Below are 21,451 nucleotides of genomic sequence, written 5' to 3'. Positions count from 1 at the left end.
TCAGCTACCCGCCGGGAGCGGACCGATCCACTTCTCGTAGATCTTCTTGTACGTGCCGTCCGCCTTGGCCTGGTCGATCACCTGGTTGATGATCGCCAGCAGCTTGGGGTTGTGGCCCTTGCGGACGGCGTAACCCAGCTGCTCGCCGGTGTGGATGTTGGCCGCGAGGCCGAACTTGGCGTTCGCCGGGTCCTTGAGCCAGCCCTGCACGACCGGGTAGTCCGCCATGATCGCGTCGACTTGGGCGCTGCGCAGGCCGTTGAGCAGGCTCTCGGCGTCCTTGTAGGACTTGGGGTCGACGCCCTTGCCCTGGAGGAACTCCTCGCTGGTGGTCTGCGCCTGGGCACCGATCTTGATCTTGTTGGCCTTCAGGTCCTCGACCGAGGCGTACGTGATGCCCTTCCTGGTCATCACGGCCTGAGTGGCGTCGAAGTAGGGCTCGGAGTAGTCGATGAACTTCTTGCGATCGGCCGTGATCGTCATGCCCGCGGCGGCCACGTCGCACTTGCCCGCGTTCAGCGCCGACCCGGTCTTGATCGTCTCGAAGGGCGTGTCAATGATCTTCTGGGTCACGCCGAGCTTCTTGGCCACCAGGTCGATCAGGTCGACGTCGAAGCCGACGACCTTACCGCCCTGCGGGGACTGGAACGGCGGGTACGGCATGTGGGTGCAGGTCGTGAGGGTGCCTTTCTTCACGAGCTTGGCGCCCTGGACCGTCACCCCCTTGTCTCCGCTACCACAGGCGGTGACGACGAGGGCGGTCGCGCAGAGCCCGGCTGCGACGGCCAACCGGCGACGTATGGGCACAATTCCTCCAGGTTCGCTGCAAAGCAATGCCCGAGACTATGTCATATCTGCCGCTACCAGGAGGGACGACTGCAGGTCACGACCTGGCCACGACGAGGAACCTCGCGGCGATCGGCGCGGCGACCTTTCCGCCTTCTCCCCCGTGCTCGACGAAGACCGCGAACGCCAGGTCGCCGCGGTATCCGATGAACCAGGCGTCCGTGTGCCCGGCGGAGTCGTACTCGGCGCTGCCCGTCTTGCCGTGCGTCCCGGCGGGCAGGCGGGCGCCCGCGGCCGTCCCGTACCGCACGACGTCGCCCATCATCGAGCGGAGCCCGGCGGTGACCGCGGCGGGGAGCCGCTTCGCCGGGAGCCGGCCGAGCAGGCGCCCGGCGACCAGTCGCGGGGACCGGTACGTGCCGTCGGCCACCGCGGCGGCCACGACGGCCATGTCGAGAGTGGTGGCCTGGACCGTGCCCTGGCCGATCGACGCCTCGGCGAGCGCGTTGCCCTCGGCCTCGCCGGGGACGTCGCCGGAGTAGGCCGCCACGCCGGGGGCGAAGCGGGCGCCGAAACCGAACGCGGACGCCGTCTCCGCCAGCCGGCGTCCGCCCGCCGCGACGCCGAGCCGGGCGAACGTCGTGTTGCAGGACTCGGCGAAGGCGCGGGCGAGCGGCACGGATCCGAGGTCGAAGTCGCGGTCGTTGTGGATCGTGCGCTGGGCCGCCACGGTGACGGCCGGGCAGCCGACGCGCGACCCCGGCGACATTCCGCTCGACAGAGCGGCGGCGGCGGTGACGACCTTGAACGCGGATCCGGGCGGGTTCATCGAGAGGAAGGCGCCCTTGGGCCCCGGGAGCCGGTCGGCGATCGCGAGGATCTCCCCCGTCGAGGGCCGTACGGCGACGAGCGCCGCGGTCGCCGATCCCACGGCGCGATCGGCCGCCGCCTGTAACCGCCGGTCGAGCGTGGTGCGCACACGCTTGGGCGCGCGGCCGGGGAACACCTTGACCCGCTGCGCGGAGCGTCCGGGGTTGTCCAGTTCGACCGCCCAGCCGGGGTCGTCCTCGGCGTCGGGGTCGCCGAACCGCTCGCCGACCTCGGCGAGGTAGGGCTGGACGCCGCTGCCGGCCGGCAGCCCCCTGCCGTCGGCCGCGACCGGTGAGGAGGGCGCCGTGTCGAGCCGGGTGAGCACGAGCCGCCCGCCCTGGGCGAGTGAGGGGTACAGGGTCGCGGGCGACCAGTCGACCCGCCAGCCGCCGCGACGGCGTACGAGGCGCAGCACGGCACGGAAGCTCCAGTCGCCGATGCCGGAGAGTACGCGTGTGACCTCGAAGTCCTCGGTCACGGTGTCACCGGCACGGACGAGACGACCGGGCACGAGGTGGATGTCCGCCACGCGCAGCGCACGGGACAGCGCGCGGTGCTGATCGGCGAAGTCCGCGGGCGGATCGTCGACGAGGCGGCGCATCGCGTTCACGTCGCCGAGCGCCCAGGCGCCCAGATAGCGGGTCGCGACGATCTCGGGCCCGGCCGGACGGCCCGGCGAGCGCAGTGCGACGCAGGACGCGACGACCGCCAGGACCAGGACCATGACGCCCCCGGACAGGACCACCGCCTTGCGCATGCCACCGACTCCCCCGTACGACCTCACCCAGTCGAGCACTCGGCACCGGTGCGGGCGAGAGACGTGACCTGTTCCGGTCGGCCCGGCTCGGGCGGGGAGGCGGGTCAGCCGGCGTCCGGCGGCATCGGGCCCATCCACTTCTCGTAGATGCGGCGATAGTCGCCGTTGTCGCGACTCTGGGTGATGACCTGGTCGATCAGGCGTAGCAGGCCGGGGTCGCGCCCCCGCCGGACGGCGAAGCCGTACCGCTCGCGCGTGCGCGCGCCACCGACGATGGTGAAGCCGGCGTTGTCCGGGTCGGTCAGCCAGTAGCGCACCACCGGGTCGTCCTGGACGAGGACGTCGACCTGCCCGGTGCGCAGGGCGCCGAGTTCGGTGATGGAGTTCTCGTACGCCTTGGGCGCCCACCCCTGCGCCCGCGCGTACTCCTGGGCGGTGGTGCCGGCGACCACGCCGACCCGCAGGTGGTCGCCGGCGATGTCCGCGGGCCGGACGCGGGGCCGGCGGCGGGCCATCAGCACCTGACCGGAGTCGAAGTAGGGGCGCGAGAAGTCGACCTTGGCGGCCCGGCGCGCGTTGATGGTCATGCCGGCCGCGGCGACGTCGCACTCGCCGGCGGCGAACACCTCGCCGGAGGTGATCGCGGTGAAGTCGGTGTCGACGATCTTCTGGCGGACGCCGAGGCGTCGCGCGACGAGGTCCATCAGGTCGACGTCGAAGCCGACGACGGTGCCGCGCCGCTCGAACTGGAACGGGGCGTACGGCAGGTGGGTGCAGGTCGTGAGCACGCCCCTGCCGATGAGGCGTACGCCCCGGACGGTCGCGCCGCCGGCGGCGCAGGCGGTGAGTAACAGCGCCGCGATCGCCAGGAGGGCGGGCGGCCGTGACGGAGCGATGGGGTGCACGGTGCCTCCGAGGGGTTCGGATCTTCGGCGGGCGAAGCAGGGGTCACCCGGTCACTGGGGCGAGTCAACCAGTTGCGCGGCGTGACCGCCAGTGGAGCCGCCCGTACGCCAAGGGCGGGAAAACCAATCGCAAAATGTCGTACACGTCGGCGACGATTCCCTCCATGACGTCCGTCGGTGAACACCTCCCCCCTACCACCACACCCCGGCGGCTCCCCCCGTTCCTCCACACCCGGCTCGGCGGTCTGCCCCGGGCGTTCTGGGCGCTGTGGGCGGGGTCGTTCGTCAACCGGCTGGGCACGATGGTCGAGCCGTTCCTGGCCTTCTACCTCACCGGGGTGCGCGGGTTCTCCGTGACCGCGACCGGCGCCGTGCTCGCCCTGTTCGGGCTGGGCTCGGTCTTCTCCCAGACGCTGGGCGGCGTGCTGGCCGACCGCGTCGGCCGGCGGGCCACGCTGAGCGGCGGCATGCTGGCGACCGCGGCGGCGATGCTCGCGCTCGGCTACGTCACGGCGACGCCGGTGGTCGTCGCGGTCGTGTTCGTGCTCGGCGTCGCCATCGACATCTACCGCCCGGCCTCCCAGGCACTGGTCGCCGACCTGGTCTCGCCCGCCGACCGGCCCCGCGCGTACGGGCTGCTCTTCTGGGCGATCAACCTCGGGTTCGCGGTCGCCATGGTGTTCGGCGGCACGCTGTCGCGGGCGGGCTTCTCCTGGCTGTTCTGGATCGACGCGGTCACCTGCGCGGTGTTCGCCGGGCTGGTCTGGCGCGCGGTGCCCGAGACGCGCACGCGGCGCGCCGACCGTGAGCCGGGCGGGTTCGCCGACGTGCTGCGCGACCGGGTTGCGGTCGCGTCGGTGCTGATCGTGTTCGGCTACGCCTTCGTCTATCTCCAGGCCTACTCCACGCTGCCGCTCGCCATGCGGCACGCGGGGCTGCCGCCGCAGGCGTACGGCCTGGCCATGGCGGTCAACGGCGTCGGCATCGTGATCGTGCAGCCGCTGACCGTGGCCTGGCTGAACCGCCGCGACGCCAGCCGCGTGCTGGCGGCGGGCATGGCGACGGTCGGGCTGGGGTTCGGGCTCACCGCGCTGGCCGGCTCGACGCCGGTGTTCGCCGCGACGGTGCTGGTGTGGACGCTGGGCGAGGTGCTGTTCGCGTCCGTGTCGTCGGCGATCATCGCCGACCTCGCACCGCCCCACCTGCGTGGACGTTACGGCGGGCTGTACGGCACGGCGTTCTCGGTCGCGGCCCTGCTCGGCCCGCTCGGCGGCAGCTGGCTGCTCGGGCACGGCGCGTGGCTGCCGTGGGTGACCTGCGCGGCCCTGTGCGCGGCCTCCGGCGCGGGCGCCCTGGCGCTCGGCCCCGCCGTCCGCGGACGAAGGAAAGGCTTGACCGTTTAAGGGCAGAATGTCTAACTTCGGTAGTTGATACCCGAAGAGACGGCACGCGAGCCGAATGGTGCAAGCATCGAGCTCGGCCGATCCGGCGAGCGGGCTGAGAGTGTTGAGCCGGCGAAATTTCCGCTGGTTCTTTCTGGGCCAGTGCGCGTCGATGTTCGGCGACGGGATGGTCGCGCCCGCCCTCGCCTTCGCGGTTCTGGGACTCACCGGTCACGTGACCGATCTGGGCTTCGTGCTGGCGGCCGGCACCGGGTCGCAGGTGATGTTCATGCTCGTCGGCGGAGTGATCGCCGACTGGCTCCCCCGCAACGTGCTCATGCTGGGCTCGGACCTGCTGCGCACCGTCAGCCAGGGCATCATGGCGATTCTGCTGATCACCGGCGCGGCCCGTGTCTGGCACCTGATCGTGCTGCAGGTGGTGCACGGCTTCGCGGCGGCGATGTTCATGCCCGCGGTGCCCGGCGTCATCCAGGCCACCACGACGCCCCAACAGCGCCAGGCCGCCAACGCGCTGCGCGTGCTGGCCCTGTCCGGCTCGCTCATCGCCGGTCCGGCGGTCGCGGGCGTGCTCGTCGTCGCGGTGGGTCCCGGCTGGGCCATCGGCGTCGACGCCGTCACCTTCGCGGCGAGCGCCGCGTGCCTGTCCCGGGTCCGGCTGCGGTACACCGTCCGGCTGCGCCGGTGGCGGTTCGGGCGCGACCTGGCCGACGGGTGGCGGGAGTTCCGGTCGCGGCGGTGGGTGTGGAGCATCATCCTGGCGGCCTCGGTGATGAACCTGCTGTACGCCGGCTTCTCCGTGCTCGGCCCGGCGGTCAGCGCGCGCTCCTTCGGCGGCGCCGGCGCGTGGGCGGTCATCTCGGCGACGTTCGGCATCGGCTGCCTGGGCGGCAGCATCGTCGCCCTGTGCGTACGGCCGCGGTTCCCGCTGCGGTCGGCGCTGATCGTGATGGTGGCGTTCGCCTGCCCGACCCTGACGCTGGCGGCCGGCCTCACCGTGGGCGTCGTCGCCGCGGCGGCGTTCTTCGGCGGCCTGGTGATGATGCTGTTCAACACGCTGTGGGAGACGACGCTCCAGCAGCACATCCCGGCCACCACGCTGTCCCGGGTGAGCGCGTACGAGTGGGCGGGCTCGGTCGCCTGCCAGCCGCTCGGCCTCGTACTGGTCGCGCCGATCGCCGGCCGGCTCGGGCTGCACGCGACGCTGTGGACGGCGGGAGTGCTCCAGGTCCTCGTGGCCCTGTTCCCGCTGCTGATCCCGGAGGTCCGCACCCTGCCGTCACCGACCACCCCGCCCGCCGACCCCGTCTGCGCCGCGCCACGACGCTGAGAACCCCGTCAGCTCGACGCACCGCGGTGTGCGGTGAGGTTGTCGATGATCAGATTCAGGGTGAAGTCGAACCGGTCGTGCCCGGTGCCGGAGGTCAGTTCGGCCGCGTGGCGCCGGGTGTGCGGGAAGCGGTCGGCGGGCAGGGCGCTGAACCGGCCGAGGAGTTCTTCCCGGCCGAGGACCCAGTCGTGGTCGTGGCGTTGTCGTCGCTGCCGGACGAGTGAGTGTTCCAAGGCGTAGGCACCGGTGTAGAGCGTGAGCGCGTCGAGTGCCCACGCCGCGGTCTGCGGCTCGATGCCTCCGGCGAGCAGGATCGCCAGGATTCCTTCGCTGACCCGCAGCGTTTCGAGATGGGTGGGGACCGTGGCCAGTGCGGCGCGGGAGATGCCGGGGTACTTCAGGTACTGGTCGCGGATCTGGGCGTAGACGTCGAGGATCTGCCGCCGCCACGTGGCCGGGTCGGGCTCGGGGAGTTCGATCTCGGCGCAGAGCCGGCCGATGAGCAGATCGTCGAGGTCGTCCTTGTTCACGATGTGTGCGTACAGCGAGGACGGCCCGGTGCCGAGGACGGCGGCGACCCGGCGGATCGTCAGCGCGTCGTAGCCCTCCGCGGCGACGACCTGCAGCGCGGCGTCGGTGATCCGGTCGGCCGTGATGGGCGTCTTGCGCGGCGCGGCCGGCGCGGAGTCGGCGGGGAGCTGGGCGTGACGGGCCGCGCGGCGCTGTCGGGGATCGGCGGGCATGGCGACCAGTATAGCTTGACACGAACTAAGTTCGTCATCTAAGAACTTAGTTCGTGAGAAATGAACAAAGTTCGTTGGAGTCGGCTCGCACGGCTCCGCTTCCCCTCGGCCGGGCGTGGCTGGTCCTGGTGGTCGTGGTCATCGCCGAACTCATGGACCTCATCGACACCAGCGTCGCCAACCTCGCCGGCCCCTCGATCCGCACCGACCTCGGCGGCGGGCCGATGACGCTGCAGTGGGTGCTGTCCGCCTACACCGCGGCCTTCGCCCTCGGCCTGGTCACCTCGGGCAGGCTCGGCGACCTGCTCGGCCGCCGCCGGCTGTTCCTGCTCGGCATGGCCGGATTCACTCTCGCGTCGCTGGCCTGCGGCCTCGCGCCCGGCGCCGGGTTCCTGATCGTCGCCCGCCTGTTCCAGGGCCTGTTCGGGTCGGTGATGATCCCGCAGGGCATGGCACTGGTGAAGATCGTTTTCCCGCCCGAGCACCTGCGCAAGGCGCTGATGCCCTTCGGCCCGATCATGGGGTTGGCCATGGTCGCCGGGCCGATCCTCGCCGGGTGGCTGCTGCACCTGGACCTGTTCGGCGGCCGGTGGCGCTCCATCTTCCTGATCAACGTCCCGTTCGGCGTCCTCGCCGCCGCACTCGGCGGGTGCGTTCTGCCGCGGCACGGTGGCGAGGACCGCGGCGCACGCCTCGACCTCCTCGGCGTGGGCCTGCTCACCGCCGGTTCGGCGCTGCTGATCGTGCCGCTCATCCAGGGACGCGAGCTGGGCTGGCCCGCGTGGACCTACGCGATGATCGCCGCCGCACTGGTGGCCTTCGGGCTGTTCGTCCGGTCCGAGCGCCGCAGCGACCACCCGGTCATCACCCCGTCGCTGTTCGGCAGGCGCAGCTTCGTGGCCGGCCTGCTGATCGTCGGCGGGTTCTACGCCTCACTCAGCGCGTTCGTCCTGGTCATCAACCTGCTGCTCCAGTCGGGCATGGGCTGGACGCCGCTGCACACCGGCTTCGCGCTGATCCCCTGGGCGGTGGGCACCGCGGTCGCCACGCTGCTGTCGGGCGCGGTGCTCGCCGAGAGGCTCGGGCGCGCCAACCTGCACCTGGGACTGTCCGTCGCCGCCGTCGGCCTGCTCGCTCTCTGGTGGTCCACCGCGCACTGGGGCGCCGCCGTCACCGTGGGGAGGCTGGCACCGGCCCTGCTCGTCACCGGCGTCGGTTCCGGGCTGCTGTTCGTCCCGCTGTTCGACTTCGTCCTCGGCGACGCGACCGCCGAGGAGGTCGGCACCGGCGCGGGCGTGCTCAACGCCGCCCAGCAGTTCGCGGGCGCCATCGGCGTCGCCGCCCTCGGCACCGTGTTCTTCGCCCGCGTCGGACGGCCCTCCGTCCCGTCCTACCTCACCGCCGCCGACCTGGTGTTCGGCATCTGCGCCGGCGTCAACGTCCTGCTACTGCCGCTGGCCGGGCTCCTGCCGAAGCACTCCCGGCAGGCCGCTCACTGACCACGGGCCGCAGGAGCGTGGTGCCGTCGATCTTCAGCGCTCGCCCGGGTGCCCGGCGGCCGGACCCCACGCCTTAGGCTCGGTGCCGTGGCACAGTTGCGCATCGCTCTCGCACAGGTGAACGGGACCGTCGGCGACCTCACCGGGAACGCCGACCTGATCATCGAGTGGACCCGGCGCGCGGCCGGGCGCGGCGCCCATCTCGTCGTGTTCCCCGAGATGTTCCTCACCGGCTATCCCGTCGAGGACCTCGTCCTGCGCAAGTCCTTCGTCGACGCGTCCATCGAGACGCTGGAGGCCACCGCGCGGCGGCTCGCCGACGAGGGGCTCGGCGCGATCCCGGTGGTGGCCGGGTACCTGGACCGGCGTGCCGACGTGGTGGACCGGGTCGGGCAGCCGGCCGGCGCGCCGCTCGACGCCGCCGCGGTCCTGTACGAGGGCCGGGTCGCGGTCCGTACGGCAAAGCACCATCTGCCGAACTACGGCGTCTTCGACGAGTACCGCTACTTCATGCGCGGCGACCGGCTGCCGGTCCTGCGACTGCACGGCGTCGACGTCGCCGTGGCCGTCTGCGAGGACCTCTGGCAGGACGGCGGGCCGGTGACGGTGACGCGCGAGGCCGGGGCGCAGCTGCTCGTCGTGCCGAACGCCTCGCCGTACGAGCGCAACAAGGACGACGTGCGCCTGGAGCTGTGCGCGCGGCGGGCACGTGAGGCGGGCTGCGCGCTGGCGTACGTCAACCTCGTCGGCGGCCAGGACGAGCTGGTCTTCGACGGCGACTCGATCGTCGTGTCCGGCACGGGCGAACTGCTCGCCCGCGGCCCGCAGTTCACCGAGGACCTGCTGGTGGCCGACGTCGAGCTGCCGGACGCGCCGGCGGAGTTCGAGCCGGGCGAGACACCGGCCGACGCGCACGACGGCACGACCATCACGATCGAGCGGGTGCTGCTGTCGTCCACGCCGGTCCCGCCGTACGCGCCGGAGACGCCGCCCTGCGCCGAGCCGCTCGGCGACCTGGGCGAGGTGTACGGCGCGCTGGTGCTCGGCGTGCGCGACTACGTGCGCAAGAACGGCTTCCGCTCGGTCATCCTCGGCCTGTCCGGCGGCATCGACTCCGCGCTGGTCGCCACGATCGCCGCCGACGCCATCGGGCCCGAGAACGTCCACGCGGTCCTGATGCCGAGCCGCTACTCCAGCGAGCACTCCATCACCGACGCGGAGGATCTGGTCAAACGGCAGGGCATCCACGCGCGTACGGTGCCGATCCGCGGCATGGTCGACGCGTACGAGGCCGAGCTGGACCTGACCGGCCTCGCCGCGGAGAACCTCCAGGCCCGGGTGCGCGGCAACATCCTCATGGGCCTGTCCAACGAGCACGGTCATCTGGTGCTGACCACCGGCAACAAGAGCGAGCTGGCCACCGGTTACTCGACGCTCTACGGCGACTCGGCCGGCGGCTTCGGGCCGATCAAGGACGTGCCGAAGGTCACGGTGTTCGCGCTGTGCGAGTGGCGCAACGCGCAGATCGCCGGCCTGCCCCCGCTCGTGCGCGCCTCCACGACGCCGCCGATCCCGCGGAACATCATCGACAAGCCGCCGTCCGCCGAGCTACGGCCCGGCCAGCTCGACACCGACTCGCTCCCGCCGTACGACATCCTCGACGCGCTGCTCGACGACTATGTCGAAAAGGACATGGGCCACGACGCGCTGATCGCCGCCGGTCACGACCGCGCGCTGGTGGAACGCGTGATCCGGCTGGTCGACGCGGCGGAGTACAAGCGCCGGCAGTACCCCCCGGGCCCGAAGATCACGCCGAAGAACTTCGGCCGCGACCGCCGGCTGCCCATCACGAACCGCTGGCGGGAGATCGCCGCCCCGCACACCGGCGACCCGGCGAGAGTCGATACGAAGCAGACCTCGACCGGCGCCTGACGCCACCGCCGGATCCGCCGGGGTCAGAGGTGGAGGGCCTCGCCGGGCCAGGACTCCAGGACGCGGTCGCCGCCGCCGGGCAGGTCCACCTCGCACCAGACCACCTTGCCCTGGCCCTCGAGGCGGGCGCCCCAGCGTTTGGCCAGGCGGTGCACCACCTGCAGGCCCCGGCCGTTCTCGTCGTCGTCGGCCGCCTGCCGGGCGCGCGGCAGGGCGTCGGAGCCGTCGCGCACCTCGAAGACCAGGGTGCGGTCGAGCAGCATCCGCAGGCCGATGTCGCCCGTGGCGTACCGCAGTGCGTTGGTGACCAGCTCCGAGACCAGCAGCTCGGCGGTGAAGGACAGCTCGTCCAGCTCCCACGAGCCGAGAGTGCCGCGCACCTTCCCGCGCGCCTCGCGTACCGCCGACGGCCGGGCCGGAAGGGTCATCGTGACCACGTGATCTTCCGGGAGCCGCCGCAGCCGCGCGATGAGCACGGCGATGTCGTCGCGCTCGTGGTCGGAGTACGCGCCGTCGAGGGTCGCCTTGGCGAGATCCTCCAGCGGGCTGAGCAGCGCCTCCGGGCCGAACACGCGCCGCAGCCGGGCCAGGCCGTCGTCGATGTCCTGCCCGCGGTTCTCCACGAGCCCGTCGGTGTAGAGGACGAGGATGGCGCCGTCGCCGATCGTGAACTTCCGGGACTCGATCATGCCCTCCCCGACGCCGAGCGGCGGCGCGGGCGAGACGTCGAGGAACTCGCTCTTGCCGCCCGGCCGGAGCAGCAGCGGCGGCAGATGACCGGCGGAGGCGATCTCACACGTGCCGTCCGTGGCGTCGTAGACGGCGTACACGCAGGTCGCGAAGGCGGGCTCGCGCTCGCCGATGCCCCGCATCAGCGCGTCGACCTGCTGGAGGCCTTCGGCCGGCGACAGCTCCAGGTTGACGATCGTCTGCAGCGCGGTACGCAGCCGGCCCATGGTGACCGCGGCGCGGACACCGTGGCCGGCCACGTCGCCGACGATGAGGGCGACGCGCCCGCCCGGAAGCGCGATGGCGTCGTACCAGTCGCCGCCGACCTCGATCAGCTGGTTGCCCGGCAGGTAGCGGTGGCGGATCTCGACGCTGGACGGCGCGGTGAGCCCGGTGGGCAGCATGCTGCGCTGGAGCGTGAGCGCGGTGGCGCGCTCCCGGCTGTAGCGGCGCGCGTTGTCGATGTAGAGGGCGGCGCGGGCCGCGAAGTCCATGCCGATCTCGACGTCGTACGCGTCGAAGGCGCGGTGCGCGTCGCTGCGGGTGCAGACGATGAAGCCGAGTGTCGTGCCCCGGGCGATCAGCGGCAGCAGGACCATGGAGACGCCGTCGAGCAGCCGTCCGACGGGGGGCCGCCGCCAGGCTCGCGCGATCTCGCGGGCGGCGCGCGTGTCGAGGTGGGGTTCGAGGACGGGCGCGCCGGTGGCCATGCAGCGGACGTACGGGGTGCCGGGCGGGTACGCGAGGACCTCGCCGGCGGGGAAGGCCGCGCTCCAGCGGGGGAAGTCGCTGTCGGAGGCGACGGCCAGGCGGTGCAGGATGGCCGTGCCCTCCGGGGAGAAGGAGGGGAACTCGTCGGCGCCCATGATGCTCTCGCGGATGAGCACGCCGGCGGAGTTGCAGAAGTGCGGCACGACCACGCCGGCGAGCTCCTGCGCCATCTGTTCGAGATCGAGCATCGCGCTGATGCGCGGCAGCGCGTCGTCCAGCAGCGCCCAGCGCATCAGTGCCGGGTCGGTGAAGCGTTCCAGGTCGGTGACGGCCACCCGGATCATCATCAGGCCGGACTCGCTGTCCCGCCCGTGCATCGGCACGACGGTGACCACGGCGTCACGGAGGCCGTCGTCGTCGGCCACGCTGAGGACCGCGGTGCGCTCCTGGTTGGTGCCGAGGGCGTCGAGCAGGCCGGTGAGGGCCTCCTTGGCGTCGGCGGAGAACAGGTCCGCCGCGTCGGTGCCCACGATGTCGTCCGGAGCGCGACCGACGACACCGGGAGCGTTCTGTCCGCACTGCAGGATCTCGCCGGAACGGCCGATGCCGAGCACGAGCGTTCTCGCCGAAGAATCGGCCATGACTGACGAACCCTTCCGTTGTCCCGCTGTCCGGCGCCGCCACGCACCCTTGCTCTGAGTCAAGTATGTCTACTTAGCAGCTAAATACGAGACAAATCACAATTGTCGACTGCAGGTTGCGAGAGCATGCCCACCAGTTGATCACAGATCCGGAAGTCCCGTCACTCGCATCGGCGAGGCACCGTTCGCAATGGACCGAGCGTAAGACGTGTGCGCCCGGCCGGATGCCCGAACGGTCCCGGTGTTTCGGTTCCCCGCATGGATGTGGCGAGCGGCGGCCCGCCATACCCCGGGGTATGTCGTGCCGCCGCCGTACGGGCCGGACTTCAGCGCCCGGAGATTCCCGTCATCAGGGTGTCGACCACCCTGGTGGCGAAGTCATCGGGTACGGGGCCCACGCCGAACGCGCGTGCCCGCTGGGCCAGTGCGCCCATGATGAGCCAGAGCGTGGTCTCGACGTCCAGGTCCGCCCGCAGCTCGCCCGACGCCACCCCGCGCCGCAGCACCAGGCGGATGACGTCGCGCCGGGGCTCGATGACCTCGCGGGTGAAGCGGGCCATCAGGTCCGGATAACGCTCGGCGCCGCCCATGATGCTCCAGTAGCAGTCGAGGCGCTTGCGGTCCGTCTTGTTCGACACGAACGCCTGCGCGATCGCGACCAGGTCGTCGCGGACCGACGCGCCGACGGGGGCCGGGAACGGCTCCTTGAGCGCGGCGAGGGCGTCGATGATCAGCGCCTCCTTGTTCGGCCAGCGGCGGTAGATCGTGGTCTTGCCCACGCCGGCGCGGGCGGCGACGGCCTCGATCGAGACCCCCGTCACCCCGCCCTCCTCGGCGAGCAGGTCCACCGTCGCCTCGACGATCGCCTTGTCGGCGCGCTCGCTGCGCGGGCGGCCCGGCGGCCTCGCCGCTCCCGGCTGCCTCCCGGCGCCCGCGGAGCTCTGGGAGCCTCCGGCGCCGGGCGACCCTCCGGCGGCCTGAGCGGGAGGGCGTTCACGCGTCTGACTCATCGCGCATCACCGTCTCACACCTCGATCGGCTCTCGCTCCTCGGTCGAGACCTCGAAGCTCTCCTCCGGGCTCTTACCCGGCATCCACCGGAGTACGACGAACGCACCCAGGAGAGCGACGGCCGAGGAGATGGCGGACGTCACGTGCATGGCGTGCACGAACGACTCGTGCGCCGGTCCCATCAGCGCGCGGCCGGCCGGGCCGAGCTTGTCCGCGACGCCCGCGGTGGCCCCGATGGACTCCGACGCGGCCCCCCGAAGGCTCGCGGGCAGCGCCGTCAGGTGCGGCTTCATGCCCGTGCGATAGATCGAGGTGACCAGCGAGCCGAGCACGGCGACGCCCAGCGCCACCGCGACCTGGCGGGCGATGTTGTTGATCGCCGAGCCCGAGCCGGCCTGCTCGCGGGGAAGCACCGACATGACGGCCGTGGTGGCCGGCGGCATGACCATGCCCATGCCCGCGCCCTGAACGAAGAACGTGATCTCCAGCAGCCAGATCGGGCTGTCCACGGTCGCGGTCACGTGGTAGCTCAGCAGGGCGGCGGCGACCATGGTCAGACCGGTCGCGGCCACGCGCCGCGCGCCGTACCGGCTGACGAGGCGGGCGCTGCGCGGCGCGACGAGCAGCTGCCCGGCCGCGAGCGGGATCGTCAGCAGGCCCGCGCCCAGCGGCGAGTACCCGCGCACGCTCTGCACGTACAGGGAGATGAACAGCACGACGCCGCCGAGCGCGAAGAACACGAGCGCGATGGCGCCGACCGAGGCGGACAGCCGCCCGTCGCGGAAGAGCCGGACGTTGAGGGAGGGGTGCTCGATGCGGGTCTCGTACCAGGCGAACACGGCGAGGAGCACCACACCGGCCAGCACCGGGCCGTACACCTGCGGCACGAACACCGCGGTCTTCTCACCGCCCTCGATGATGCCGTAGGTCACGAGCACCAGGCCCGCGATGGACAGCAGCACGCCACCGAAGTCGATCTTCATGTGCCGTCCGCGCGACTCGGGGACGACCAGGGCGATGGCGATCACGCCGACGATCACGATCGGGACGTTGATGAGGAAGACCGATCCCCACCAGAAGTGGTCGAGCAGCAGGCCGCCGAGGATCGGGCCGAGGGCGATCGCGACGCCCACGGCACCGGCCCAGACGCCGATGGCGCGGCCCCGCTCCTCCGGCTCGAAGACGTTCGCGATGACCGACAGCGTCTGCGGCATGACCGCCGCGCCGCCGAGGCCCATGGCCGCGCGGGCCAGGATGAGCTGGTCCGGCGACTGCGCGTAGGAGGAGACCAGCGACGACAGGCCGAACAGCGCCATGCCGATGATCAGCATCCGCTTGCGGCCGACGCGGTCGCCGAGCACGCCGAACGTGAACAGCAGGCCGGCGAAGACGAGTGTGTAGGAGTTGATCGCCCACTCGAGCTGCCCCTGGGAGGCGCCCAGGCCCTCGCGCGGGTCGGCGATGGTCTTCAGGGCGACGTTGAGGACGGTGTTGTCGAGCACGACGACGAGAAGGCAGACGACGAGGACGTACAGGATCGTCCAGCGCCTCTTGTGGATGGTCTGCGGATCCATCTGGCCCTTCAGGATTCGATACGGGTCTGTCGCGTATCTGAACACCGCCGAGCTTCGATCTCTTCCCGATCGATACGCAACGGTCCCGTTTCACTATGGACCAGGAAATTTTCGGGGGTGTTCCGGCCGTTGCGCGCGTGTAATCATCGGTGTGTCCGGGGACGCCAGAGCGGCGCCTCGAGGCTGGAGGTTTCGATGTCTGCATCTGAAAGTCGGCCGACCATGTCCACTGGGCTGTACGGCGGCCAGACCGGACGCCGCGTCACCGTCCGCGACATCGCGGCGGCCAAGGAGCGCGGCGAGAAGTGGCCCATGCTCACCGCGTACGACGCGCTGACCGCGCGCGTGTTCGACGACGCCGGCATCCCGGTGCTGCTCGTCGGCGACTCCGGTGCCATGGTCGTCCTCGGCTACGACTCGACCGTGCCGGTCACCGTGGACGAGCTGCTCCCCCTCACCGCGGCGGTCGTCCGCGGCACGTCACGGGCGCTGGTCGTCGCCGACATGCCGTTCGGGTCGTACCAGACCGGTCCGGAAGAGGCGCTGCGCAACGCGACGCGTTTCCTGAAGGAGGCCGGCGCCCACGCCGTCAAGCTGGAGGGCGGCGAGCGCGTACTCCCGCAGGTCGAGGCCATGGTCGCGGCCGGCATCCCGGTCATGGCGCACCTGGGCCTGACGCCGCAGTCGGTGAACGTCTTCGGCGGCTACCGCGTCCAGGGCCGCGGCGAGGCCGGCGAGCGCCTCATGGCCGACGCCAAGGCACTCGAGGCGGCGGGCGCGTTCGCGGTCGTGCTCGAATGCGTCCCGGCGGAACTGGCCGAGCGGGTCACGAGGGCCCTGTCCATCCCGACCATCGGCATCGGCGGCGGGGCGGGCACCGACGCGCAGGTCCTCGTCTGGCAGGACATGGCCGGGCTGACGCCGCACACCGCCAAGTTCGTCAAGAAGTACGCCGACGTCGCCGGGGTGCTGCGCTCGGCGGTCCAGGAGTACGCCGCGGACGTCGTGTCCGGCGCTTTCCCGGCGCCCGAGCACGCCTATCACTGAGCCGTCCGGCACGCCTAGCGCTGAGTCGGTCGCCCGCCATCCGTGATCATGCAATAGGTTCGGTACAACGCATGATCACGGAGCGGGCGCTTCGGCGTCCGCACGACGCCGGAGGACAGACGCGACATGACCCTCTCCCCAGGGCCGCCACCGTGGCCGATCCCGCCGTCGTGGACCGTCACGCCGCCCCGGCGCGCCACCGCGACCACGGACACGCTGCCGCCCGACACCGGCACGGCTCCGCCTCCGGTGTCGGCTCCGGTTCCAGCGTCGGCTCCGGCTCCCGTTGAGCAGGGCGTGCCGCGCCAAGCGATCGTCCTGCTCGCTCCGGACGACGCCGCGGCCCGCGACGTCGTCGGCGCCGTCCCGGGTGTGACGGTCGAGGCCCGTACGCTGCCGGCGCCCGCCGTGGACTTCGCCGGCGTGTACGCGCTGGCGGACGCCGTGGCTCGGGCGTTCGCCGAAGGCGCCGAGGGCGTCGTGGTCGTCGACGGCGGTGACACGCCCGACGAAACGGCCTGGGCGCTCGACCTCCTGCACGCCGGCGACGCGCCGCTCGTGCTCGCCGCCGGTCCGGGCGGTGCCGTCGACGTGGCGGACGCCGTCAACGTCGCCGCCGCCGCGCCGGCCGGCTCCGGCTGCCTGGCGGTCGCGCACGGCGAGGTCCACGCGGCGCGATACGTCCGGCGCACCGGCGCGCACGAGCTGTCCTCCCCCGGCGCCGGGCCGCTGGGCCGCGTCACCGCCGGATCGGTACGCCTGCGGTGGCGCCCGCCGGAGCGCCTGACCGTACGCGACGTCCCCACCGGCGACCGCACGCCGCGCGTCGGCCTGCACACGGCCGTCCTCGGCGACGACGGCGAACTGCCGGCCGCGCTGGCCGAACGCTGCGACGGCCTGGTCGTGGCGGGCGGGGCTCCGGACCCGGTCGTCCGGGCGCTGGCGACGGCCGCGTCCCGCATCCCGGTGGTCCTGGCCTCCGCCACGGGCCACGACGCCTTCACGACGACGTCTCTCGACCCGCGGAAGGCGCGCGTGCTGATGCACCTGCTGCTCGCCACCGGCCGCGACCGCGACGCCGTGCTGGCCGCCTTCGTCGCCGCCGAACGCCCGGGCCAGGCACGGCTCTGAGCCGGGCCCCGGCCCGGGTCGCCGGTGAGGGGCCGTCCCGACCGGCCCCGCGCGCGGGTCTTAGAGCGAGGCGGTGAGGACGCGCCGGGCCTCGGCGAGCGACGGGCCGTACCACTCCAGGTGGCGTCCGCTCACCAGCGCCACCCGCACGTCCGGGAACTCCTCCGGGCCGTCGCCGGGGCCGAAGGCGTACGGCTCGTCCGGCAGGACGACCAGGTCCGGGCGGCGGTCCAGGATCCGTTCCACCGTGACCTTCGGGTACCGCTCCGGGTCGTCCGCGTAGAGGTTGGCGACGCCCAGCCGGGCCAGCAGGTCGCCCGCGAACGTCTCGCGGCCCAGCACCATCCACGGCCTCCGCCAGATCGGCACCACCGCCGTACGCGCGGGCGGGGGTGGTTCGTCCAGCACGTCCGCCCAGGCCGTACGGGCGGCGTCCAGCCAGGGGGGCTCCTCCAGGCCGCAGGCCGCGAGCATCGCCGCCAGCTCCGACAGCGCCTCGGGCAGGTCGCGGACGACGGTCTCCCACACCGGGACCCCGGCCGCGCGCAGCCGGTCGAGGTCGGCCGCGCGGTTCTCCTCGAAGTTGGCCACGACGAGGTCGGGTTCCAGGGCGATGACCCGGTCGACGTCGGGGTTCTTGGTGCCCCGCACGCGTACGACGTCCAGGCCCGCCGGGTGGACGCACCAGTCGGTGGCGCCCACCAGCAGGTCCGGCGCGGTCGCCGCGATCGCCTCGGTCAGCGACGGCACGAGCGACACGACGCGCCGCACCCGCGCGGGAGCCGCTCTCATGAGCCCTCCTTCGCCGGAGGAGCGATCCCCGGTCGCGTGCCTTGGATTCGCTCGCTCCGCTCACTCACTGGCCCGTGTTCTCCTCCAGGGCCGTCCAGAACTCCTCGGCGGTCATCCGGCCGGGGGCGCGCCCCTCCCGCGCCGAGCGGTTGGCGAGCCGCCGCAGCAGCTCGTTGACCGGCGTCGGCACGCCGTGCTCCCGGCCGAGCAGGACGATCTCGCCGTTGAGGTAGTCGACCTCGACCGCGCCGGTGCCGCGCTGGAGGCTCTGGTACGTCGAGCCGCCGGTGCGGCGACGGCCCCGCACGGGCCGGGACCGCCCGACGAGGGGCCGGACGTCCGCCGCGTCGACGCCGGCGGCCCGCAGGCAGGCGGCGCCCTCCTCGCGGGCCCGGTGGACGATCTCCTTGCCCTGGTCGCCGGGGCCGAGCAGCGCCTCGACCGCGTTGCCGAGGTTGTTCAGCAGCTTGCCGTACTTGTAGCGCATGACGTCCGGCCGCGCCTGCGACTCGAACGTCGCGCCGGTGAACGCCTCGGCGAGCGAGCGCGCCGTCTCGTCGTCGCCGCGCGGATAGCGCCCGACGTCGAGTTGACCGGTGACGGGGGCCAGGTACACCTCGATCACTCCGGGTTCGGAGAACGCCGCCGGCAGCACCACGCACACGCCGTAGACGTCCGGGAACAGCCGGAGGGCGAGGCGCTCGTTCTCCACGCCGTTCTGCGCGCAGGCCACGACGATCTCGGGCGGGGCGGCGGCGGACAGCTCCGCGAGGGCGGCCAGGGTGTCCTGGGTCTTCATGGCGAGCAACACCACGTCACCCGGCGCGAACTTCACGTCGGCCGGGCGGGAGACGACCGGGATGTCCAGCGTGACGCTCTCGTCGGGCGTGTCGAGCCGCAGGCCGTGGTCGCGGACGGTCTCGTAGTGGGCGCCGCGGGCGATCAGCGTGACGTCGTGCCCGTGGCGGAACAGCTGGGCGCCGACCGTCCCCCCGATGGCGCCCGCGCCGTAGACGACGAACCTCATATGCCGGTCACCCGCACACCCGCGTGCGTCTTGTAGCGGCGGTTCACCGAGATGAGGTTGGCGGTCAGCGCCTCGACCTGGTGGGCGTTGCGCAGCCGGCCCCCGTACACGCCGCGCACCCCGGCGATCCGGCCGGCGAGCGCCTGCACGGTGCCGGTGGCCGCGCGGTCGTCACCGAGCACGAGGATGTCAAGGTCGACCTTGTCGACCTCCGGGTCGAGCAGCAGGACCGCCGAGACGTGGTGGAACGCGGCGACGACGGTGCTGCCGGTGAGCACCGACGCGGCCTGCTGGGCGGCGCTGCCCTCCTCGACCGGCAACGCGTACGCGCCCTGCTTGTCGAACCCGAGCGGGTTGACGCAGTCCACGACGATCTTGCCGGCGAGGTCGTCGCGCAGCGACTCCAGCAGCGACTTGTGCCCGTCCCACGGCACGGCGACGATCACGATGTCGGCCTCGCGGGCGACGACGGAGTTCTCCTCGCCCCGGGCGTTCAGCCCGTCGCCGAGGCTCTCGGCCGCCTGCCGGGCGCGCTCGGCGCTGCGCGAGCCGATGATCACGGGGTGACCCGCGAGCGCGAAGCGGCGGGCCAGGCCCTTGCCCTGGTCTCCGGTACCGCCGAGGATCCCGATGGACAGGCCGCTGACGTCCGGTGCTTCAGCCTGGGAAGTGGTCATGAGGGCGATCCTGCCAAAGCCGCCTCATCCGGTCCGTCGCCGGGTACGGCGGTACGCGACTTTCCCAAGATGCCGCCGATGACGGTGAGACGCCGGGGCCGGTACGGCACGATGGACTCATGGACGCGAGTCAGGTCAGGGCACTGCGGGAGCTGCTGGCGACCACCGGCTGGCCGGAGCGCACCCAGGACTTCGCCCGGTCGCTGCGCGCCTCCACCCGGGTCCCGGGAGGCCTGCTGCTGTTCGGCCCGCGCGACGGCGAGCCGTGGCACCTGGCCGCCCACCTGGACGACGAGAGCCGGCTGTGCGGGCTGCCGGAGATCAGTCCGACGCTCGTGCGCTGGGAGCCGCCGCCCGGCGCACCGGCCCACCTGAGGGTGGGGCTCGACCGGCTGGAGGCCGCGCGCCGCGGCGAGACGCTCCTCGTCGTGTCGGAGGACACCGCGCCGGAGGGCGTGCTCGAACGCGTCGACGACGCCCGCCGGACCGGTGCGACGATCTTCGCGCTCGACGGGGGCGACAAGGAGCTGCGCGGGCTGGCCCACGAGTCCCTGTCCGTGCCGGCGAGCGAGTCCGCGATCTCCTTCGAGGCCGCCCAGCACCTGGTGAGCGCCGCGGCGGGCGAGCCGCGCGTCAAGCGCGGCCTGCGCGACCGCCTGGCCGGCCTCCTCGACACCATCACCGGCCCGCCGGCGGGCTGACCGCTTCCGGCCGACGGAGCCCTCTCGCGGCCACCGCGTGTCGATGGCCGCGCTCGGACCCATGGCCGCGCTCGCGGTCAGTCGTCGTCCTGGGCCTCCCACTGCTCGTTGCGCTCGCGTGCGTGCTGGAGGGCGTTCGCGGCCTCGGTCTCGGTGGCGTACGGGCCCATCCGGTCACGGTCGGGACATCCGGGGCCGTGCTCGACCCGCTTGTGCTTGAGACAGAAGAACCACTCGCCGTCGTCGCTCATCGTCGCCTCCTGATCGACTTGTCATCGTTCCCCTCAGAGGCCACTACACTCCAACACCATGACGACGCAACTCCGTCCCGGCCGCGTCTCGCCGATGCGCACGGTGCCCGCGAACATCCCCCGCCCGGAGTACGTCGGCAAGAAGTTCCCCCGCACCGGTGAGCCCGACGTGAAGACGCCGGAGATCATCGAGCGGATGCGGGTGGCCGGCCGGATCGCGGCGCAGGCGATGGCCGAGGTCGCCAAGCACATCGAGCCCGGCGTCACCACCGACGAGCTCGACCGCATCGGGCACGAGTTCATGCTCGACCACGGCGCCTACCCCTCGACGCTCGGCTACCGCGGGTTCCCCAAGTCGCTGTGCACCTCGCTGAACGAGGTGATCTGCCACGGCATCCCCGACGACACGGTCGTGCGCGACGGCGACATCATCAACATCGACATCACCGCGTTCAAGGACGGCGTGCACGGCGACACCGACGCGACGTACCTCGTCGGCGACGTGGACGAGGAGTCCCGGCTGCTCGTCGACCGCACCCGGGAGGCCCTGACCCGTGCCATCAAGGCGGTGCGCCCCGGCCGGCGGCTCAACGTCATCGGCCGGGTCATCGAGTCCTACGCCAAGCGGTTCGGGTACGGCGTGGTCCGCGACTTCACCGGCCACGGCATCGGCACGACGTTCCACTCCGGGCTGATCGTGCCGCACTACGACGACCCGAACGCCTCGACCGTCATCGAGACCGGCATGACGTTCACCATCGAGCCGATGCTGACCCTCGGCACGATCGAGTACGAGATCTGGCCCGACAAGTGGACGGTCGTGACGAAGGACCGCAAGCGCACCGCCCAGTTCGAGCACACGCTCCTCGTCACCGACGACGGCGCGGAGATCCTCACCCTCCCGTGAGATAACGCCGCGACGCGGGGTACGCAACGCC

General features: G+C 72.3%; 19 protein-coding genes. 8 read left to right on the top strand and 11 right to left on the bottom strand.

Translation table 11 applies throughout. From position 1 onward, the window contains the following. The 3 genes from OG417_RS19165 to OG417_RS19155 all read right to left on the bottom strand — a co-directional run bounded on the left by OG417_RS19165 (position 1) and on the right by OG417_RS19155 (position 3,318). Positions 1–807 carry an ABC transporter substrate-binding protein gene (locus OG417_RS19165; protein ID WP_329257630.1) on the bottom strand — a complete coding sequence of 269 codons (807 nt, stop codon included), beginning with the start codon at positions 805–807 and terminating at the stop codon, positions 1–3. A gap of 76 nt (positions 808–883) precedes the next feature. Beyond that, positions 884–2,413 carry a penicillin-binding transpeptidase domain-containing protein gene (locus tag OG417_RS19160; protein WP_329257627.1) on the bottom strand — a complete coding sequence of 510 codons (1,530 nt, stop codon included), beginning with the start codon at positions 2,411–2,413 and terminating at the stop codon, positions 884–886. Between the two features lie 104 nt (positions 2,414–2,517). Further along, positions 2,518–3,318, bottom strand: a complete 801-nt coding sequence (locus OG417_RS19155; RefSeq protein ID WP_329257624.1) for an ABC transporter substrate-binding protein — start codon at positions 3,316–3,318, stop codon at positions 2,518–2,520. Positions 3,319–3,482: 164 nt separating this feature from the next. Here OG417_RS19155 and OG417_RS19150 point away from each other — a divergent pair, with 164 nt between their 5' ends. Both OG417_RS19150 and OG417_RS19145 read left to right on the top strand, forming a co-directional pair. Continuing rightward, complete coding sequence (locus OG417_RS19150) at positions 3,483–4,721, top strand: MDR family MFS transporter (protein WP_329257621.1); 1,239 nt, start codon at positions 3,483–3,485, stop codon at positions 4,719–4,721. 55 nt (positions 4,722–4,776) lie between these two features. Then, positions 4,777–6,048, top strand: a complete 1,272-nt coding sequence (locus tag OG417_RS19145; protein ID WP_329257618.1) for an MFS transporter — start codon at positions 4,777–4,779, stop codon at positions 6,046–6,048. Between the two features lie 8 nt (positions 6,049–6,056). Here the strand turns inward: OG417_RS19145 and OG417_RS19140 are convergent, their stop codons facing one another. Then, entirely contained in the window at positions 6,057–6,791 is a 735-nt protein-coding gene (locus tag OG417_RS19140; RefSeq protein WP_329257616.1) for a TetR/AcrR family transcriptional regulator, read from the bottom strand. A 74-nt stretch (positions 6,792–6,865) separates the two neighbouring features. Here OG417_RS19140 and OG417_RS19135 point away from each other — a divergent pair, with 74 nt between their 5' ends. Both OG417_RS19135 and OG417_RS19130 read left to right on the top strand, forming a co-directional pair. Then, on the top strand, positions 6,866–8,290 hold the full coding sequence (locus OG417_RS19135; protein WP_329257613.1) for an MFS transporter: 1,425 nt from the start codon (positions 6,866–6,868) through the stop codon (positions 8,288–8,290). A gap of 87 nt (positions 8,291–8,377) precedes the next feature. Then, entirely contained in the window at positions 8,378–10,222 is a 1,845-nt protein-coding gene (locus OG417_RS19130; RefSeq protein WP_329257610.1) for an NAD+ synthase, read from the top strand. A 23-nt stretch (positions 10,223–10,245) separates the two neighbouring features. Here OG417_RS19130 and OG417_RS19125 read toward each other — a convergent pair whose 3' ends face one another. The 3 genes from OG417_RS19125 to OG417_RS19115 all read right to left on the bottom strand — a co-directional run bounded on the left by OG417_RS19125 (position 10,246) and on the right by OG417_RS19115 (position 14,887). After that, entirely contained in the window at positions 10,246–12,303 is a 2,058-nt protein-coding gene (locus OG417_RS19125) for a SpoIIE family protein phosphatase (RefSeq protein ID WP_329257607.1), read from the bottom strand. A 326-nt stretch (positions 12,304–12,629) separates the two neighbouring features. Next, a complete protein-coding gene (locus tag OG417_RS19120; RefSeq protein ID WP_329257604.1) occupies positions 12,630–13,313 on the bottom strand; it encodes a TetR/AcrR family transcriptional regulator in 684 nt (227 codons plus the stop codon). A gap of 14 nt (positions 13,314–13,327) precedes the next feature. Continuing rightward, positions 13,328–14,887, bottom strand: a complete 1,560-nt coding sequence (locus OG417_RS19115) for an MFS transporter (RefSeq protein ID WP_329257600.1) — start codon at positions 14,885–14,887, stop codon at positions 13,328–13,330. A gap of 222 nt (positions 14,888–15,109) precedes the next feature. On the opposite strand from OG417_RS19115, the gene panB reads away from it, so the two are divergent. Further along, positions 15,110–15,934, top strand: a complete 825-nt coding sequence (gene panB / locus OG417_RS19110; RefSeq protein ID WP_442875702.1) for a 3-methyl-2-oxobutanoate hydroxymethyltransferase — start codon at positions 15,110–15,112, stop codon at positions 15,932–15,934. Between the two features lie 126 nt (positions 15,935–16,060). Then, a complete protein-coding gene (locus OG417_RS19105) occupies positions 16,061–17,065 on the top strand; it encodes an asparaginase domain-containing protein (protein WP_329257594.1) in 1,005 nt (334 codons plus the stop codon). A 60-nt stretch (positions 17,066–17,125) separates the two neighbouring features. Here OG417_RS19105 and OG417_RS19100 read toward each other — a convergent pair whose 3' ends face one another. From OG417_RS19100 to npdG, 3 genes are all read right to left on the bottom strand, one after another. Next, complete coding sequence (locus tag OG417_RS19100) at positions 17,126–17,857, bottom strand: helical backbone metal receptor (protein ID WP_329257591.1); 732 nt, start codon at positions 17,855–17,857, stop codon at positions 17,126–17,128. Between the two features lie 64 nt (positions 17,858–17,921). Continuing rightward, positions 17,922–18,884 carry a ketopantoate reductase family protein gene (locus OG417_RS19095; RefSeq protein WP_329257588.1) on the bottom strand — a complete coding sequence of 321 codons (963 nt, stop codon included), beginning with the start codon at positions 18,882–18,884 and terminating at the stop codon, positions 17,922–17,924. Further along, entirely contained in the window at positions 18,881–19,561 is a 681-nt protein-coding gene (gene npdG, locus OG417_RS19090; protein WP_329257586.1) for an NADPH-dependent F420 reductase, read from the bottom strand. The genes OG417_RS19095 and npdG overlap by 4 nt, the downstream gene beginning before the upstream one ends. Before the next feature lie 119 nt (positions 19,562–19,680). Between npdG and OG417_RS19085 the strand changes: the two genes are divergently transcribed. Then, positions 19,681–20,262: a hypothetical protein gene (locus OG417_RS19085; protein ID WP_329257582.1), complete on the top strand. Its 582-nt coding sequence runs from the start codon at positions 19,681–19,683 to the stop codon at positions 20,260–20,262. Positions 20,263–20,339: 77 nt separating this feature from the next. Here OG417_RS19085 and OG417_RS19080 read toward each other — a convergent pair whose 3' ends face one another. Continuing rightward, on the bottom strand, positions 20,340–20,513 hold the full coding sequence (locus OG417_RS19080) for a hypothetical protein (protein ID WP_329257579.1): 174 nt from the start codon (positions 20,511–20,513) through the stop codon (positions 20,340–20,342). A 58-nt stretch (positions 20,514–20,571) separates the two neighbouring features. On the opposite strand from OG417_RS19080, the gene map reads away from it, so the two are divergent. Beyond that, positions 20,572–21,420 (top strand): type I methionyl aminopeptidase, encoded by an 849-nt coding sequence (gene map / locus OG417_RS19075; RefSeq protein WP_329257576.1) that lies wholly within the window; start codon positions 20,572–20,574, stop codon positions 21,418–21,420. Positions 21,421–21,451: the final 31 nt, after the last annotated feature.

Source organism: Actinoallomurus sp. NBC_01490 (assembly GCF_036227085.1).
Classification (GTDB): domain Bacteria; phylum Actinomycetota; class Actinomycetes; order Streptosporangiales; family Streptosporangiaceae; genus Actinoallomurus; species Actinoallomurus oryzae.
The sequence above is the reverse complement of the archived record's forward strand: the minus strand, read 5'-3'. Positions and strand labels throughout refer to the sequence as shown.

Bases quoted from the DNA above. Each gene is read 5' to 3' on its own strand.
- OG417_RS19160 (WP_329257627.1), bottom strand. From the start codon at position 2,413: ATGCGCAAGGCGGTGGTCCTGTCCGGGGGCGTCATGGTCCTGGTCCTG.
- OG417_RS19150 (WP_329257621.1), top strand. From the start codon at position 3,483: ATGACGTCCGTCGGTGAACACCTCCCCCCTACCACCACACCCCGGCGG.
- OG417_RS19145 (WP_329257618.1), top strand. From the start codon at position 4,777: ATGGTGCAAGCATCGAGCTCGGCCGATCCGGCGAGCGGGCTGAGAGTG.
- OG417_RS19140 (WP_329257616.1), bottom strand. From the start codon at position 6,791: ATGCCCGCCGATCCCCGACAGCGCCGCGCGGCCCGTCACGCCCAGCTC.
- OG417_RS19125 (WP_329257607.1), bottom strand. From the start codon at position 12,303: ATGGCCGATTCTTCGGCGAGAACGCTCGTGCTCGGCATCGGCCGTTCC.
- OG417_RS19120 (WP_329257604.1), bottom strand. From the start codon at position 13,313: ATGAGTCAGACGCGTGAACGCCCTCCCGCTCAGGCCGCCGGAGGGTCG.
- OG417_RS19115 (WP_329257600.1), bottom strand. From the start codon at position 14,887: ATGGATCCGCAGACCATCCACAAGAGGCGCTGGACGATCCTGTACGTC.
- panB (WP_442875702.1), top strand. From the start codon at position 15,110: ATGTCCACTGGGCTGTACGGCGGCCAGACCGGACGCCGCGTCACCGTC.
- OG417_RS19105 (WP_329257594.1), top strand. From the start codon at position 16,061: ATGACCCTCTCCCCAGGGCCGCCACCGTGGCCGATCCCGCCGTCGTGG.
- OG417_RS19100 (WP_329257591.1), bottom strand. From the start codon at position 17,857: ATGAGAGCGGCTCCCGCGCGGGTGCGGCGCGTCGTGTCGCTCGTGCCG.
- OG417_RS19095 (WP_329257588.1), bottom strand. From the start codon at position 18,884: ATGAGGTTCGTCGTCTACGGCGCGGGCGCCATCGGGGGGACGGTCGGC.
- npdG (WP_329257586.1), bottom strand. From the start codon at position 19,561: ATGACCACTTCCCAGGCTGAAGCACCGGACGTCAGCGGCCTGTCCATC.
- OG417_RS19085 (WP_329257582.1), top strand. From the start codon at position 19,681: ATGGACGCGAGTCAGGTCAGGGCACTGCGGGAGCTGCTGGCGACCACC.
- OG417_RS19080 (WP_329257579.1), bottom strand. From the start codon at position 20,513: ATGAGCGACGACGGCGAGTGGTTCTTCTGTCTCAAGCACAAGCGGGTC.
- map (WP_329257576.1), top strand. From the start codon at position 20,572: ATGACGACGCAACTCCGTCCCGGCCGCGTCTCGCCGATGCGCACGGTG.